Origin of the sequence: Pseudomonas sp. LABIM340, from assembly GCF_040017195.2 — a bacterium.
Lineage (GTDB): Bacteria > Pseudomonadota > Gammaproteobacteria > Pseudomonadales > Pseudomonadaceae > Pseudomonas.
Window position 1 is genome coordinate 6,041,253 of record NZ_CM200227.1, and the last position, 13,292, is coordinate 6,054,544.

Consider the following 13,292-nt stretch of genomic DNA (forward strand, 5'->3'; position numbering starts at 1 on the left):
GGCGCTTATTGCGGGTTGGCACGAGTGCTGGTCAGCAGGGAACCGAGGCTTGCGGCCTTCGGTTTCACCAGCCAGAACCGACGCAGGTAGTCGTCGAGGTTCTCCAGCAGATGTGCGCCCCACTCGCTCGCCGTTTCCGCCACGTACTCGACCAGCACCTTGCGCAGATGGTTGCGCTGGGCTTCCATCGCTTCGCCGCTGATGCGCTGGATTTCCACCAGCTCATGGTTCACGCGGTCGACGAAGGTGTTGTCCATGTCGAGGACATAAGCGAAGCCGCCGGTCATGCCGGAGCCGAAGTTGTAGCCGGTCTTGCCCAGTACGCAGATGAAGCCGCCGGTCATGTATTCGCAGCAGTGGTCACCGGTACCTTCAACCACGGCATGGGCGCCGGAGTTGCGCACGCCGAAACGCTCGCCCGCGGTGCCGGCGGCGAACAGCTTGCCGCCTGTGGCGCCGTATAGGCAGGTATTGCCAACAATGGCCGATTCCTGCGACTTGAACGGGCTGCCCTTGGGCGGGGTGACGATCAGCTTGCCGCCGGTCATGCCCTTGCCGACGTAGTCGTTGGCGTCGCCTTCTAGGTACAGGTGCAGGCCGCCGGCGTTCCACACGCCGAAGCTCTGGCCCGCGGTGCCCTTGAAGCGGAAGGTGATCGGCGACTTGGCCATGCCCTGGTTGCCGTGGACCTTGGCGATCTCGCCGGAAATCCGCGCGCCGATGGACCGGTCGCAGTTGCAGATGTCCAGTTCGTACTCGCCGCCCTTGGCGCCCTGGATGGCGGAGCGCGACAGCTCGACCATCTTCTCGGCCAGCAGGCCCTGGTCGAACGGCGGGTTCTTCTCGACTTCACAGAACTGCGGCTTCTCGGCCGGGATCAGGTCGCTGCCCAGCAGCGGCGTGAGGTCGAGGTTGCCCTGCTTGGGCGTCTCGCCCGGCAGGATTTCCAGCAGGTCGGTACGGCCGATCAGCTCTTCCAGGCTGCGCACGCCGAGCTTGGCCAGCCACTCACGGGTCTCGCTGGCGATGAAGGTGAAGAAGTTCACCACCATGTCCACGGTACCGATGAAGTGGTCCTTGCGCAGCTTGTCGTTCTGGGTGGCGACGCCAGTGGCGCAGTTGTTCAGGTGGCAGATACGCAGGTACTTGCAGCCCAGGGCGATCATCGGCGCGGTGCCGAAGCCGAAGCTTTCGGCGCCGAGGATGGCCGCCTTGATGACGTCCAGGCCGGTCTTCAGGCCGCCGTCGGTCTGTACCCGGACCTTGCCACGCAGGTCGTTGCCGCGCAGGGTCTGGTGCGCCTCCGCGAGGCCCAGCTCCCACGGGGAACCCGCGTACTTGATGGAGGTGATCGGCGAAGCACCGGTACCGCCGTCATAGCCGGAGATGGTGATCAGGTCGGCATAGGCCTTGGCCACGCCAGCGGCGATGGTGCCGACGCCGGGCTCGGAAACCAGCTTCACCGATACCAGCGCCTGCGGGTTGACCTGCTTGAGGTCGAAGATCAGCTGGGCGAGGTCTTCGATGGAGTAGATGTCGTGGTGCGGCGGCGGCGAGATCAGGGTCACACCGGGTACGGCATAGCGCAGGCGGGCGATCAGGCCGTTGACCTTGCCACCGGGCAGCTGGCCGCCTTCGCCGGGCTTGGCGCCCTGAGCCACCTTGATCTGCAGGACTTCGGCGTTGACCAGGTATTCCGGGGTCACACCGAAGCGGCCGGTGGCCACCTGCTTGATCTTCGAGCTCTTCAGCGTGCCGTAGCGCGCCGGGTCTTCGCCACCCTCACCGGAGTTGGAGCGACCGCCCAGGCGGTTCATGGCTTCGGCCAGGGCCTCGTGGGCCTCCGGCGACAGCGCGCCGAGGGAGATACCGGCGGCGTCGAAGCGCTTGAAGATGGATTCCAGCGGCTCGATCTCGTCCAGGCTCAGCGGCTGCTCGACGGTCTTCACCTTGAGCAGGTCGCGCAGCATCGACACCGGGCGGCTGTCCACCAGCGCTGTGTATTCCTTGAACCTGGCGTAATCACCTTGCTGCACAGCGGCCTGCAGGGTGTTCACCACATCCGGGTTGTAGGCGTGGTATTCGCCGCCGTAGACGAACTTCAGCAGGCCACCCTGCTGGATCGGCTTGCGGTTGTTCCAGGCCTCGAAGGCCAGCAGCTTCTGCTCGTTCTCGATGTCGAGGAAGCGCGCGCCCTGGATGCGGCTCGGGGTACCCGGGAAGCACAGGCCGGTGACTTCGTCGGCCAGGCCGATGGCTTCGAACAGCTGGGCGCCACGGTAGGAGGCGATGGTGGAGATGCCCATCTTCGAGAGGATCTTCAGCATCCCCTTGGAGATGCCCTTGCGGTAGTACTTGAAGACCTCGTAGAGGTCGCCCAGCACTTCGCCGGTGCGGATCAGGTCGGCCAGCACTTCGTAGGCGAGGTACGGGTAGACCGCGGAAGCGCCAAAGCCCACGAGAACCGCGAAGTGGTGCGGGTCACGGGCGGTGGCGGTTTCCACCAGGATGTTGGAGTCGCAACGCAGACCGGTCTGCACCAGGCGGTGGTGCACGGCGCCGACGGCCAGGGCCGCATGCACCGGCAGCTTGCCGGGGGCGATGTGACGGTCGGACAGCACCAGCAGCACCTTGCCGGCGCGCACGGCTTCCTCGGCCTGGTCGGCGATGTTGCGCACGGCCGTTTCGAGGCCGACGGACTCGTCGTAGTTCAGGTCGATGTGGTGCAGGTCGAAGCCCGGACGCTCCAGGTTCATCAGGGTCCGCCACTTCGCCGGGGAGATCACCGGGGTGGTCAGGATCGCCTGGTTGGCGTGGTGCGGGGACTCTTCGAAGATGTTCTGCTCGATGCCCAGACAGGTTTCCAGGGACATCACGATCGCTTCGCGCAGCGGGTCGATCGGCGGGTTGGTCACCTGCGCGAAGACCTGGCGGAAGTAGTCGTACGGCGAGCGGATGCGCTTGGACAGCACCGCCATCGGGGTGTCGTCGCCCATCGAGCCGACCGCTTCCTGGCCCTGCTCGGCGAGCGGGCGCAGCACCTGGTCACGCTCCTCGAAGGTGACCTGGAACATCTTCATGTATTGCTTGAGCTGGTCGCCGTCGTAGCTGGCAACGCCCTGGTCATCGTCCAGGGTCGCCTGGATGCGCAGCGCGCTCTGACGCAGCCACTGCTTGTAGGGGTGGCGCGACTTCAGGCGGTTGTCGATGTCCTCGGTCTGCAGCAGCTGGCCGGTCTCGGTGTCCACCGCGAGGATCTGGCCCGGACCGACACGGCCCTTGGCGATGACGTCCTCGGGCTTGTAGTCCCACACGCCGATTTCCGAGGCGAGGGTGATGTAGCCGTTCTTGGTGGTGACCCAGCGCGAGGGACGCAGGCCGTTGCGGTCGAGCAGGCAGACGGCGTAGCGGCCGTCGGTCAGCACGACGCCGGCGGGGCCGTCCCACGGCTCCATGTGCAGCGAGTTGAATTCGTAGAACGCGCGCAGGTCGGCGTCCATGGTCTCGACGTTCTGCCAGGCCGGCGGAATGATCATGCGCAGGCCACGGAACATGTCCATGCCGCCGGTGACCATCAGCTCGAGCATGTTGTCCATGCTGGAGGAGTCGGAACCCACGCGGTTGACCAGCGGGCCGAGCTCGTCGAGGTCCGGCATCCACTCGTTGGCGAACTTGGCGCGACGGGCCTGGGCCCAGTTGCGGTTACCGGTGATGGTGTTGATCTCACCGTTGTGCGCCAGCAGGCGGAACGGCTGGGCCAGCGGCCATTTCGGCAGGGTGTTGGTCGAGAAGCGCTGGTGGAAGACGCAGATGGCGGTCTTCAGGCGCTCGTCGGAGAGGTCCGGATAGAAGGCGGCGAGGTCCGCCGGCATCATCAGGCCCTTATAGATGATGGTCTTGTGCGAGAAGCTGCAGATGTAGTGGTCGGCGTCCTCGGCGTTGGCCACGGAGGAGCGGCGACGGGAGCTGAACAGCTTGACCGCGAATTCCTGGTCGGACAGGCCTTCACCACCGATGAACACCTGCTCGATCTGCGGCAGGCGCTCCAGCGCCAGGCGACCCAGGACGCTGGTGTCGATCGGCACCTTGCGCCAGCCGACCAGCTTCAGGCCGGCGCGCTCGATCTCGCGATTCATGTTCGCGCGGGCGGCTTCGGCTTTCACCGGGTCCTGGTTGAAGAAGACCATGCCCACAGCATACTGGGCGGGCAGCTCGGCGCTGAAGGACTCTTGGGCCACGGCGCGCAGGAACTGGTCGGGCTTCTGGATCAGCAGCCCACAGCCGTCCCCGGTTTTCCCGTCCGCGTTGATCCCACCTCGGTGGGTCATGCAGGTCAGTGCTTCGATGGCGGTTTGCAGAAGTTCGTGGCTTGCCTCGCCCGTCATATGGGCGATCAGACCGAATCCGCAGTTATCCTTGAACGTCTCAGGATGGTACAGACCTGCTTTCATAGGGAACTCTCACCGGCAAAACTTTTATAAATTCCAGGGTCTGCTGACGTTTCGCCATCGCCCTGTTTCGCCGTGCAGGCTCGTTTCCCGCGCACCCCAAAGGCTCGGGCCGCATCTATCGTGCAGCGCCGTTCTAGCCCCTGGTTCACCTGGAATGACCGTTCCGCGCGAGGTGCCACGTCTTACCCAACGTGGCGGCGGTTCCGGCCCTGGCCATGACGAAACGTCAGCAGACCCTCTTCAAGCACTTCGCCTGTCTACTCGCTCAAGCGGCAAGTTTCCGATAGGCAAAGGGAGGTCATTGTACACATGGGGAAAGCGACGTCACTGTTTTTTTTGACGCACTGCTGACACCCGATGTCGCATTTTTATAAGAATGCAGCAAAAGACACAAGCCAATAAAAAAGCCGAGCCCCAGGCTATGGGGCTCGGCTTTTTCAGTATTGCGACCCTGCGACCTTTCAGCGCGCCCCGGCGATGTCCTGCTGGATGCTGGAGAAAGGACGAGCCCAGGGCTTGGAAGCCTGGATCTTCGCCGGCAGCTTCTTGATCGCCGCCTGCGCGGAGGCGCGGTCGGCAAAGCTGCCGTAGGTCACGACATAGAACGGCTTGCCCTGCAGGTTCTTGCGGAAATAGCGGTAGTCGCCGCCCCCCTGCTGGCTGATGAAGGCCTTGGCACTGGCTTCGGAGCCGGTACCCAGCACCTGCACGGAGTAGCGCGAACCGGCCTGGGACTGGTACCAGCTACTGCCACCGGCGCTACCGGTTGCGCCGGCGGGCTTGCTGGCGGCGGTCGCCGGCTTGGCGCTGGCAACGGTGGTGGCGGGCTTGGTCGCAGCCGGCTTGGCAGCCTGGACAGGCTTGGCCGGCGCGGTGGCGGCAGGCTTGACCGGCTCCGGACGCGGAGTGGGCACAGGAGTCGGGGCTGGCTGGATCGCAGCCTGCTGCTGGACGGGAGCCGCCGGCACCGGGTTCAGTGGTTTCGGGCCATTGTTCGCCAGCGGGGTCACCGGCGGCGCGGTGGTGGTCACGGTCGGCGGGATGGCGGCAGAGGGCATGGCGCCTTCGTCGGCATCTTCCTGGCCACCGGCCTGGGCCATGGGTTCGCGGATCACCGGCTGGCTTTCGCCTACCAGCGGCAGCGGCAGCGGCTGGTTGGAGCCGGCGAACTCCACCGACGGGCCATTGCCCTGGGCATCCGGCTGCGGCTGCGCGCCCGGCTGCGGAGCAGCAGCGCCACCCAGCGGCAGTTGCGACGAAGTCTGCGCGGCGGTGTTGCTCGCAGTCTCCGGCTTGGTGGTCTTGCCTTGCATGAACCAGGCAGCGATGACGCCGATGGCGACCACGCCAAGGATCGCCAGGTGCTTCTTCGGCAGCTTGAAGCCGGCACCGGCGGCTTTGCGCTCGCCACTGCGGTCGGCCAGCATCGCTTCGATCATGGCGTCGCGGGCAGTCTGGTTGATGGTGCCGGGCCAGCCGCCGGATTGCTCGTGGATGTCGGCCAGCAGGTCGGCCGAGATCAGCTCGATGCCCTGCCCCGCACCTTCGAGGCGCTGCGCCAGGTATTCGCGGGTCTCTTCCTCGCTGTACGGCTGCAGCTCGATGGCGTGGAAGCGCTCTTCGCCCTCGGACAGCACTTCGAGGCGCGACAGCAGCTCGGGCTCGCCGAACAGGAAGACGTGCAGGCGCGCTTCGGAGTTGCCGGCCGCCAGCAGCAGCAGGACTTCGAGGGCGTCGTCGCGCAGTTGCTCGGCGTCATCCACCAGCAGGTAGACATCCTGGCCGGTGATCGCCAGCTGGGCGACCTTGGCGAGGATCGGCTCGATGCTGGTCTGGGTGATGCCCAGTCCTTGTGCGAGCTGACGCAGCAGAGTGGCTTCATCGGTCACCGAGCGACCGGAAATCACCACGCTGGAGACGGCGTCCTTGTTGGTGCTGGCCACCAGGGCCTGGCGCAACAGGGTCTTGCCACTGCCCAGCGGGCCGGTGACGGCCAGCAGCAACTGGCTGTAACGCGCCAGGTGGTGCAGCTGACCCAGTACGGGCTTGCGCTGCGCCGGGAAGAACTTGAAGCCCGGAACCCGCGGTGCGAACGGGTCGTGGCTGAACTGGTAGTGGGCCAGGAAGGCCTCATCGGCATGCAAGCTGGACATGGGACCTCAGTGTTCTCCTGCCTGACCGACCAGTGTCTGGTAGTCAGCGCGCAGTGTTTCTTCCAGAATCTCACGGGGGAATTCGGCGGTCACGACCGCGCCCCCCAGCCCTTGGAGCAATACCAGACGCAGACGGCCATCGAGCACTTTCTTGTCGACAGCCATGTGCTCGAGAAAATGCTCGGCGTTCATTTCCTGCGGCGGGACCACTGGCAGCTTCGCCGCGGCGAGCAGGCGGATGCCGCGATCGAGCTCGGCCTTTGTCAGCCATCCCAGCCGATGCGACATCTCAAGTGCCATCACGGTTCCCGCACCCACGGCTTCGCCGTGTAGCCAGACGCCATAACCCATGTGAGTCTCGATGGCGTGGCCGAAGGTATGACCCAGGTTGAGGGTGGCGCGCACGCCGGTTTCCTTCTCGTCGGCACCGACCACGCGGGCCTTGGCCGCGCAGGAGCGCTCGATAGCTTCGGTCAGCGCTGTCGACTCCAGCGCCAGCAGGTCGTCCATGTGCGCTTCCAGCCAGGTGAGGAAAGGCTCGTCGCAGATGAAGCCATACTTGATCACTTCCGCCAGGCCCGCAGACAGCTCGCGCGGCGGCAGGGTCTTCAGGGTGGCGGTATCGATGACCACGGCCTGAGGCTGGTAGAAGGCCCCGACCATGTTCTTGCCCAGCGGGTGGTTGATGCCGGTCTTGCCGCCCACGGAGGAATCCACCTGGGACAGCAGGGTGGTCGGCACCTGGATGAAGTCGACGCCGCGCTGGTAGCAGGCTGCGGCGAAACCGGTCATGTCGCCGATGACGCCGCCGCCGAGGGCGATCAGGGTGGTCTTGCGGTCATGGCGCGCGGTGAGCAGGCCATCGAAGATCAGCTGCAGGGTTTCCCACTGCTTGTAGGCCTCGCCGTCAGGGAGCACGACCGTGGTGACCTTGTAGCCGGCCAGGGTCTTCTGCAGTCGATCCAGATATAGCGGCGCGATGGTTTCGTTGGTGACGATGGCTACCTGACGGCCGCGGATGTGCGGCTCGAAGTAGCGCAGATCGTCCAGCAGCCCCTCACCGATATAGATCGGGTAGCTGCGATCGGCCAGATCGACGTTGAGTGTGCGCATGGAACCCCCAGGCAAGAAAGGGGACTAGGATACCGCAGATTGCAGCGCCGTTAATGGCGCTCCAGCTCACGCAGGCGCTCGATGATCTCCAGGACGACAAGACGCGGAGGCCGCTCGTCGGTTTCGATGATCACGTCGGCAATTTCGCGATAAAGCGGATCACGCATCTGCATGAGATCGCGAAGGATCTGCTCCGGATTGGGCTTCTGCAGCAACGGGCGATTCTTGTCGCGCGCCGTACGGGAAATCTGCTGCTCGACCGAAGCGTGCAGGTAGATCACCTTGCCGCCACCCTTGAGGATGAGTCGATTGGCGTCACGCATGACGGCGCCGCCGCCGGTGGCGATGACCATGCCCCCTTCATCGCACAGCTCGGCCAGCATCGCTTGCTCACGCTCACGGAAGCCAGCCTCGCCCTCGACATCGAATATCCAGGGGATGTTGGCTCCGCAGCGCTGCTCGATCTCTTTATCCGAATCTTTGAAGACGAGGTGAAGCTCTTTGGCGAGAAGACGCCCGATGGTGCTTTTACCAGCTCCCATCGGGCCTACCAGAATCAAATTGGACACGACATTGATCAACGGCCGATTGCAATGGCCTGATTATTCATGATCCGCGGGGTAAGGAAAACCAGCAGCTCGTTCTTGCTGTCGGTCACATAGTCGTTCTTGAACAGGCGGCCGATCATCGGCACGTCGCCCAGGAACGGCACCTTGGCCGTGGACTTGGTCTGGGTATTGGAGAACACGCCACCAATCACGATGGTTTCGCCATCGTTGACCAGCACTTTCGCGTTCACCTCGTTCTTCTTGATCGGCGGCACGCCGTTCAGGGCGTTGGCGTAGTCCGGCTCGTCCTTGTTGACCTTCACTTCCATGATGATGCGGTTGTCCGGAGTGATCTGCGGGGTCACTTCCAGGGACAGTGCCGCTTCCTTGAAGGACACCGAGGTCGCGCCGCTGGAGCTGGCTTCCTGGTAGGGAATCTCCGAGCCTTTCAGGATCTTCGCGGTTTCCTTGTCCGAGGTGACGACCTTCGGCTGGGATACCACTTCACCGTTACCGGTTTTCTCCATGGCGTTGAGCTGGAGGTCCAGGATGGTGTTGTTGGTGGTGAAGCCGATGCTGATACCCGAAGTCGGGGTGGTATTCGACGAGCCCAGGTCAACGAAGGTGTTGCCGGTGCTGTTGGTGCCGCCGGAGACATCGAAGTTGCCGTGACCGGAGAGCGAGCCGCTCCAGTTCACACCCAGCTCCTTGGTGTAGTCGACGTTGGCTTCGACGATGCGCGCCTCGATCATCACCTGACGAACCGGGATGTCCAGCTGGGCGACGATGCGGCGCAGCTCGTCCAGGCGATCCTGGGTCTGGTAGGCGATGATGCTGTTGGTGCGGTCATCCACGGTGATCGAACCGCGGTTGTCGCCCTGCGCAGCCGCCGCAACTCCAGGAGCGCTGGCACCGCTGCCGGTGACGGAGCTGAACAGCTTGGCGATGTCCGCCGCCTTGGCGTAGTTCACCTGAATCAGCTCGCGACGCAGCGGAGCCAGTTCGGAGATCTGCTTCTGCGCTTCCAGTTCCTGACGTTCGCGAGCCGCGATCTCGTCAGCCGGCGCGACCAGCAGTACGTTGCCGACCTTGCGCTTGTCCAGGCCCTTGGTCTTGAGCACCAGGTCCAGCGCCTGGTCCCACGGCACGTTCTGCAGGCGCAGGGTGATGTTGCCCTGTACGGTGTCCGAAGCCACCAGGTTCAGGTCGGTGAAGTCAGCGATCAGCTGCAGTACCGAGCGCACATCGATGTCCTGGAAGTTCAGCGACAGCTTTTCACCGGTGTAGGCGAAGGTGTCCTTCTTGCGCTTCTCGGCATCATCCTGGGTCAGCGGCTTGATGCTGACGGTCATGCGGTTGTCGGTCTGGTAGACGAGGTAGTCGTACAGACCGGTCGGCTCGATGGTGATGCTGGCCTTGTCGCCGACCGCGGAAGCGTTGACCAGCTGTACCGGGGTAGCGAAGTCCTTCACGTCCAGACGGACGCGCAGATTGTCCGGCAGCTGGGTACGCGGGAAGTCCAGGCGAATCTTGCCGCCTTGCTCCTGAATGTCCGGGCTGACAGTCGGATCGGACAGATCGATCACGACATTGCCTTCGCCTTGCTCGCCACGCTGGAAGTCGATATTACGAATCGCCTTGCCAGCCGGGATGTAGGGCTTGGGCTGAGCGGGCTTGGCCGCTGGAGCCGCTGCCGGCGCCGCGGAGGCGTAGGAGCTGGAAGTCGCTGCGCCCGCACCGACCACGACGTACAGGTTCGAACCTTCCGCACGGGTGCTGTAGGGCACGAGGGTCGCCAGATTGACGATCAGGCGAGTACGGTCCTTCGCCTCGACCACGGTCAGGCTGCGGGCATTGCCCACGCCCAGCTCGCGGTTCTTGCTGCCCAGTTTGTTCTGCACGCCCGGCAGGTCCAGCGCGATGCGCGCCGGCTGCTCGATGGTGTAACCACGCGGCGCGGCCACCGGCTCGTCGAAGCCCAGCTTCAGCTCCACGCGATCGCCCGGCAGTGCCGCCACATCGACACTCTGCAGGTTCGCGGCCAGAAGAGCCGGCGCGAATACGGCCGCGAGCACGGAAATGCCGAGGCGGGAAAGCTTTCTATTCATCGTCTGAATCCGTCGTGCAGACTGCTGTTTGTTATCCATGTTCATCCCCGCCCTTAGGAGCGTTCCTTGAGAGTCAGACTGCGCGGACGCTCCAGCCAGCCACCCTCACCATCAGGAACGATTTCAATCACGTCGATCTTGGCTTCGTTGATCGCAACGATCTTGCCGTCGTTGCGCCCAAGGTAGTCACCCACTCGCACCCGATGCACCCCTCCTGCACCTTTCACGAGAGCGAATACCTGACTGTCCTTGGCCAGGGTGCCGACCATTTCGAAGGTTTCGATGTTGAAGCCTTCGAGGAACTGCTTGACCCGTGTTTCATCGGGCTTGATGACCCTGTTGCCCTTCTGCTTGATCGCCAGGTCGATCTTCACCGGCGGCTGGAAGGGACTGCGCAGGGACGAGGCGCTATAGGTGAAAGCCTCGTAGCTCTGGAACTTGGGCAGCGGCTCGATCGTCCCCTTCGGGCGAGCGCGGACCTCGTCCATGTATCCCTGCAGGTCGGCAAAATCACTACCCGAGCCACAACCGTTCAAGGTCAGGAGCAGGAAACTGCAAATGATCAGGCGCCCCCTCATTTCTTCGCTCCTGTCTTCGCTCCAGCCGCCGGGGCCGTAACCTTCACGCCCTTGTCGTTGTAGCGATAGGTTTTCGCCAGGATGCTCATGCGCAGCTTGGAGGTGCTGTCGGTGCTCGCCGGCTTGATATCGAAGTCATGCAGCGTGACGATCCGCGGCAGGCTGGACACGCCACTGACGAAGGTCGCCAGATCGTGATATCCGCCGACGACACTGATCTGGATCGGCAGCTCGATATAGAACTGCTGGGTCACTTCCGGCAGCAGCTTGATCTCTTCGAACTCCAGACCGCTACCCAGCCCGGTGCGGGTGATGTCTTCCAGCAGGCCAGGCACTTCGGTATCGCTCGGCAGCTGGCGCAGCAGGGCACCGAAGGATTCTTCCATCTCCTTCATCTGACCCTTGTAGGCTTCCAGGTTCGCCGCCTGGAAGGCCTTGGTCGAGAACTGCTGCTTGAGGGTCTGTTCTTCCTCGCGGTTGCGGTCAAGCTGATCCTGCAGGTCCTTCAGATGGAAGTTGTAGCCAAGCGCCAGAACCACGGCCATCAGCAGGATGCAGGCGATGACCTTGACTGCTGCCGGCCAGGAACCAAGGTTGTTCAGGTCAAGATCGTTGATATCGATCTTGCGCAAGCTCTCAAGAGAACTGGCCAGACTCATTTCTTGGCTCCTTGCGGGGTGTTCTGCTTGTCCTGCTCTTCGCTGCCGGGCTGGGTCTGCTGCACCGTCAACTGGAAGACGTTCGCCTGATCCAGCGCGCCCTGGGTAACGGCCTTCACTTCGGTCAGGTTCGGCGAAGTCAGCCACTCCGACGAGTCGAGGTTGCGCATGAGATTGGAGACGCGGTTGTTGGACTCGGCCGCGCCGGCAATGGCAATGGATTTCCCGGACATCTTCAACTCAGTGAAGAAGACGCCATCGGGCAAGGTGCGGACCAGTTGGTCGAACACCCGGCCAATGATCGGGCGGTTGCCCTGCAGGTCCTGAATGATCTTCATCCGCTCCAGCAATTGCTGGCGACGGGTCTTCAGCTCGCTGATCTCCTTGATGCGCGCATCCAGCACGGCGATTTCCTTGCGCAGGAAGTCGTTACGCGCAGTCTGGTTCTCGATGGCAGAGTTGAAGTACTGATCACCCAAGAAAACGATCGCTCCGGAAGCCAGCAGAACGGCACCCAGGATCACCAGGAAGCGCTGCTTGCGCTCCTCGCGCAGCTGCTCCCGCCACGGCAATAGGTTGATGCGTGCCATCAGTCGAAACTCCTCATCGCCAGACCGCAGGCAATCATCAGCGCGGGCGCATCACTGGCCAGCGCACCGGCGTTGACCTTGCCACTCAGCACCATGTCCGCGAACGGGTTGGCCACCAGGGTCGGAGTACCGATCTTCTGCTGGATCAGGCGATCCAGGTCAGGGATGGACGCAGTGCCTCCCGCCAGCAGGATGTAGTCCACATCGTTGAACTGGCCGGCCGCGAAGAAGAACTGCAGCGAACGCGACACCTGCTGAACCACGGCGTCCTTGAACGGCTGCAGCACTTCGCTGTCGTAGTCATCCGGAAGACCGCCCTGCTTCTTGGCGAGACCAGCTTCCTCGACCGACAGTCCATAGCGACGCTGGATCTCCTCGGTGAGCTGACGCCCGCCGAAAAGCTGCTCACGCGTATATATGGTGCGGCCATGGTGCAGGACGCTCAGCGTGGTCATGGTGGCGCCGATATCGACCACCGCAACTGTGAGCTCGTCGGCATTGCCGCCCAACTGGTCTCCCAGCAGACTGAACGCTCGCTCCAGCGCGTAGGCTTCGACGTCGACGACCTTGGCCGTCAGGCCCGCGAGCGCCAGCGCAGCTTCGCGCACCTCGACGTTCTCCTTCCGGCATGCGGCGAGAAGAACATCGACGCGATCCGCGTTGCGTGCGGACGTGCCCTGCACCTCGAAGTCGATCGCGACCTCTTCGAGGGGATAGGGGATGTACTGGTCGGCCTCGATCTTGAGCTGATTCTCCAGCTCGTCGTCCGAGAGTCCGCCGTCCATCTCGATGGTTTTAGTGATGACCGCCGAGCCGGCAACCGCGACCGCAGACGTTTTCACTGCGGTCCGCGCCTTGGCGACCACACGTGACAGCGCCTGGCCGACACCCTCCAGCTCAGCGATGTTCTTTTCTACCACTGCATTGGGCGGGAGCGGCTCGACAGCGTAGGCCTCTACCTTGTAGCGGCCTCCAGAGCGGCTCAATTCGAGAAGTTTGACCGAAGTCGAACTGATGTCTATCCCCAGCAGCGTGTTCGCTTTCTTATTGAAGAGCCCTAGCACGACTGATTTCCTATCAGCATCCGAGACT

At 63.4% G+C, this 13,292-nt stretch carries 9 protein-coding genes; all 9 read right to left on the reverse strand.

The genetic code is table 11. The annotated features are described in order from the left end of the window. Nucleotides 1–5 precede the first annotated feature (5 nt). The 9 genes from gltB to ABKS89_RS27890 all read right to left on the reverse strand — a co-directional run bounded on the left by gltB (nt 6) and on the right by ABKS89_RS27890 (nt 13,264). Nucleotides 6–4,451 carry a glutamate synthase large subunit gene (gene gltB / locus ABKS89_RS27850; protein ID WP_192293156.1) on the reverse strand — a complete coding sequence of 1,482 codons (4,446 nt, stop codon included), beginning with the start codon at nt 4,449–4,451 and terminating at the stop codon, nt 6–8. 461 nt (nt 4,452–4,912) lie between these two features. Beyond that, nucleotides 4,913–6,604, reverse strand: coding sequence for an AAA family ATPase (locus ABKS89_RS27855; RefSeq protein ID WP_348588389.1), 1,692 nt, complete (start codon nt 6,602–6,604; stop codon nt 4,913–4,915). 6 nt (nt 6,605–6,610) lie between these two features. Next, nucleotides 6,611–7,717 (reverse strand): 3-dehydroquinate synthase, encoded by a 1,107-nt coding sequence (gene aroB / locus ABKS89_RS27860; RefSeq protein WP_138213935.1) that lies wholly within the window; start codon nt 7,715–7,717, stop codon nt 6,611–6,613. A gap of 50 nt (nt 7,718–7,767) precedes the next feature. Continuing rightward, a complete protein-coding gene (gene aroK, locus ABKS89_RS27865) occupies nt 7,768–8,259 on the reverse strand; it encodes a shikimate kinase AroK (protein WP_263864845.1) in 492 nt (163 codons plus the stop codon). A gap of 35 nt (nt 8,260–8,294) precedes the next feature. Beyond that, nucleotides 8,295–10,373, reverse strand: coding sequence for a type IV pilus secretin PilQ (locus ABKS89_RS27870; RefSeq protein ID WP_348588390.1), 2,079 nt, complete (start codon nt 10,371–10,373; stop codon nt 8,295–8,297). Between the two features lie 53 nt (nt 10,374–10,426). Next, nucleotides 10,427–10,951, reverse strand: a complete 525-nt coding sequence (gene pilP, locus ABKS89_RS27875; protein WP_138213933.1) for a type 4a pilus biogenesis lipoprotein PilP — start codon at nt 10,949–10,951, stop codon at nt 10,427–10,429. Further along, a complete protein-coding gene (gene pilO, locus ABKS89_RS27880) occupies nt 10,948–11,610 on the reverse strand; it encodes a type 4a pilus biogenesis protein PilO (RefSeq protein ID WP_138213932.1) in 663 nt (220 codons plus the stop codon). Before pilO ends, pilP begins: the two co-directional genes overlap by 4 nt. Beyond that, nucleotides 11,607–12,200, reverse strand: coding sequence for a type 4a pilus biogenesis protein PilN (gene pilN / locus ABKS89_RS27885; RefSeq protein WP_348588391.1), 594 nt, complete (start codon nt 12,198–12,200; stop codon nt 11,607–11,609). The genes pilO and pilN overlap by 4 nt, the downstream gene beginning before the upstream one ends. Beyond that, nucleotides 12,200–13,264, reverse strand: a complete 1,065-nt coding sequence (locus ABKS89_RS27890) for a pilus assembly protein PilM (RefSeq protein WP_017520515.1) — start codon at nt 13,262–13,264, stop codon at nt 12,200–12,202. The genes pilN and ABKS89_RS27890 overlap by 1 nt, the downstream gene beginning before the upstream one ends. Nucleotides 13,265–13,292 lie beyond the last annotated feature (28 nt).